Below are 2,526 nucleotides of genomic sequence, written 5' to 3'. Positions count from 1 at the left end.
CACGCGGCACCGGCGACCTCGGCACGGCGTTCTTTATCGGCCTGGGGCTGGCGGTGTGGAGCGCCAATGCCGGCGTCAAGGCGGTGATTGACGTGCTCAACATCTGCTACGGCGTCAGGGAGCGCCGCAGCTTCATCAAGCTCAACATGGTTTCGCTTGGATTCACCATCAGCGCCATCGCCGGGTTGCTGCTGGCGATCGCCGCCATCGTCGTGCTGCCGGTGGCGATGTCGTATCTTCATTTCGGCCGCTACGGCGACTTGGCGATGGCCTGGCTGCGCTGGCCGGCGCTGCTGTTGCTGCTACTGTTCGGTCTTGCGGTGCTGTACCGTTTCGGTCCGGACCTCGACAATGCGCGCTGGCGCTGGATCAGCCCCGGCGCGTTGTTTGCGGCGCTCGCCTGGCTCGCCGGCTCGGCGCTGCTGTCGTGGTATCTCGCGAGCTTCGCCGACTACGACGCAACCTACGGCTCGCTCGGCGCCGCCATCGGCCTGATGATGTGGCTCTGGATGACGGCGATCGTGGTGCTGGTCGGCGCCGAATTGAACTCGGAGATCGATGCGGAGAGCGAAGTTCCGCCGGCGCGTTGAGAGACCAAGTGCTCAACTCGCCGAAGCGGCGTCGTCGTCGGGCGCGCTCATGACGCGGGCCTTGGAGCGCGCGATCTGTTCGGCTTCGCGCAACAGTCCAAGTGCCGTTGCGGCGATTTGATCGGGGTCGCGCGCGCCGTTTTCGACCAGCCGGCGAATCTCCTCCTGCAGCCGCTGCGGGCCGCTGCGTTTTTCATCCGGGGTCTGCGACGAAATGTGCTGGAATTCCTTCCAGGCCAGCCAATAGGCGGCGCGGACGGTCTCGTCGCCGTCGGTCACTTCAATGGCAGACATTTTTTGCCCTCTTTGCTAAAAGGAGTGTACGCCGCGCGGGCGGAACGTCATTAGATTTTGATAGCGGGTGCCACGATTTTCGCGCGAGCCAGCGGGCACCCGCTACCACTGATGGCCGTTTTCAGATATTTGCGGCGCTCGCGCATACCTCGCACAGGACCCATGCATGAATGCCTCCGCCACCCTGCCGTTTTCCTTCGAGGCCGGCGCCATTCCGGTTATGGGCTTTGGTACGTCGCCGCTGCGCGGCGGCATGAGCGCGGATACTGTGATCGCGGCGCTCAAGGCCGGCTATCGCCACATCGATACCGGCCGCAAATACGGCACCGAAGAGGATGTCGGCCCCGGTATCCGGGCGTCGGGCGTGCCGCGCAAAGAGATATTCCTCACCACCAAGGTGTCGCACGAGCATCTCAAGCCCGATGATTTCGCCCGCTCCGTCGATGCCAGCCTGGCCGCGTTGAAGGTCGACTATATCGACCTGCTGCTGATCCACTGGCCGAGCCCCGACATCAATCTCGCCGAAACCATGCCGGCTTTGGCCAAGGCCAAACAGCAAGGCAAAGCGCGGCATATTGGCGTCGCCAACTTCAACATCGCACTGCTCGACAAGGCCGTCGAGATTTGCCCCGAGCCGCTGGTCGCCTTCCAGGCCGAGTATCACCCCTATCTCGACCAGGCGAAACTCTTGGCCGCCGTGCGGCGGCACAAGCTCGCCTTCATTGCCTATTGCCCGCTCGGGCGCGGCAAGCTCATCGACGATCCGGTGCTCAATGACATCGCCAAGGCGCGGCGTCGCACCTTCGCCCAGATCGCGCTGCGTTGGCTGATGCAGCAGGGCGTTGCGCCGATTCCATTCTCGTCGAATCCGCAACGCATTGTCGATAATTTCAGTGTGTTCGATTTCGAATTGAGCGACGAAGAAATGGCGCGCATCTCGGCGCTCAAGCGCCCGGACGGCCGCGTCGCCAATCCGGCCGGCCGCGTGCCCGGCGGCTGGGACTAGCCCCGCCGCGCGAGGAACGTCATACGCCACTGGTTGTGGCCGATGTTGTGCTCGGCGCGCTTGGCCGTGTAGCCGGCCGCCTTGAGACGCTCGAGCATTTCCGCCTCGGTGTAGTGCGACAGGCCGTGGGTTTTCTTCAGCCGGAAATAATCCGACAGGAAAATCCGGATGAGTCCCCCGACTGCGGCCCAGAAAAATCCGTTGGCGGCGCCGAAGCGCAGCAGCGACGTCGCCGCGGCCGGCGCGGCCAGACGCGGCGGCACGATATCGCCGATGATCACCAGGCCATCCGGCTTCACCAGCCGCTGAAACACCCCGAGCAACCGGTCGAGTTCGACGGCGGTGAGATACTGCGCCACCGAATGCATCACGATGAGGTCGAACGAACCGAGCGGCCGCGTCATGGCCTCGTCCGGCGTCAGCACGGAAATTTTCGGGTTGCCGGCGTAGCGCGCCGCCAGCGCCGCGCGCACATTGGGCGCGGCCTCGACCAGCGTTAGGTGCGACGCGGCGGCGGCGACCAGATCGGCCGAAGTGGCTTCGCCACAGCCGTAATCCAGCACGTTCGCCGAATGCGGCGGCACGTAGCCGCGGATGTCCTCGGCAATGGTGCGGTAATGAACGTCGCGGTGACGT

4 protein-coding genes are annotated in these 2,526 nt (G+C 64.5%); 2 read left to right on the top strand and 2 right to left on the bottom strand.

All coding sequences use genetic code 11. The annotated features are described in order from the left end of the window. On the top strand, positions 1–590 hold a 590-nt coding region (locus tag QOH60_RS28370; protein WP_526425224.1), incomplete at its 5' end, for a YhjD/YihY/BrkB family envelope integrity protein. 12 nt (positions 591–602) lie between these two features. Here the strand turns inward: QOH60_RS28370 and QOH60_RS28365 are convergent. Continuing rightward, entirely contained in the window at positions 603–869 is a 267-nt protein-coding gene (locus QOH60_RS28365; protein WP_526425223.1) for a hypothetical protein, read from the bottom strand. A gap of 181 nt (positions 870–1,050) precedes the next feature. Here QOH60_RS28365 and QOH60_RS28360 point away from each other — a divergent pair, with 181 nt between their 5' ends. Continuing rightward, entirely contained in the window at positions 1,051–1,890 is an 840-nt protein-coding gene (locus QOH60_RS28360; RefSeq protein WP_526425222.1) for an aldo/keto reductase, read from the top strand. Here the strand turns inward: QOH60_RS28360 and QOH60_RS28355 are convergent. Beyond that, a partial coding sequence (locus QOH60_RS28355) for a class I SAM-dependent methyltransferase (protein ID WP_526425221.1) occupies positions 1,887–2,526 on the bottom strand: 640 nt, incomplete at its 5' end. The two genes, QOH60_RS28360 and QOH60_RS28355, sit on opposite strands and share 4 nt — an antisense overlap.

The organism is Mycobacterium sp. (genome assembly GCF_032159765.1).
Taxonomy (GTDB): Bacteria; Actinomycetota; Actinomycetes; order Mycobacteriales; family Mycobacteriaceae; genus Mycobacterium.
Note: the sequence above shows the minus strand (reverse complement) of the source record. Positions and strands in the feature narration are given on the sequence as shown.